This is a genomic window from Parafrankia sp. FMc2 (assembly GCF_041008525.1).
In the GTDB taxonomy this organism is placed as follows: domain Bacteria; phylum Actinomycetota; class Actinomycetes; order Frankiales; family Frankiaceae; genus Parafrankia.
Window position 1 is genome coordinate 1 of record NZ_JBFLUG010000527.1, and the last position, 515, is coordinate 515.

A 515-nucleotide genomic window follows, 5' to 3' on the forward strand; every position below is an offset into this window, starting at 1 on the left:
CACTGGCTATGGAACCGGCTCCACAGCTGGGCCCGCCGCCAGCACCAGCGGAAAAACCGCAGGTGGGTCGCGCGACGCTACTTCGGCCGCCACCACCCGTCCAGGAACGACAAGTGGGTCTTCGGCGACCCGAAAACCGGCGCCTACCTCCACCGGTACTCCTGGACACCGATCGTCCGGCACGTCCCCGTGGCGGGCCGGTCGTCTCCCGACGACCCCGCCCTGGCCCGGTACTGGGCCGACCGGCGCAGCCGGCACAACCGCCGTCACCCGCCGCTGGCCCCGACCACCCAGCGCGCTCTGCGCGCCCAAACCGGGCGGTGCGCCCGCTGCGGGGACTTCCTGCTCCACACCGGGGACCTACCCGACTCCCCCCACCAATGGGAGGCGTGGTTCCGTGCCACCCGCACCGCGATCACCCGAACGGCGATCCCGGTGCCCGGCGCCCCCGGCCCGGCCGGCGATCGACCCCGCCTCGTACACGCCAGCTGCCACCGCCGACATCCCGCCGGCGA

The 515-nt window shown here is 74.2% G+C and carries 1 pseudogene; it reads left to right on the top strand.

Features of this window, described 5'->3' with window-relative positions:
- Positions 1-515, top strand: a pseudogene (locus AB1460_RS38290) (group II intron reverse transcriptase/maturase); the annotation flags it as partial.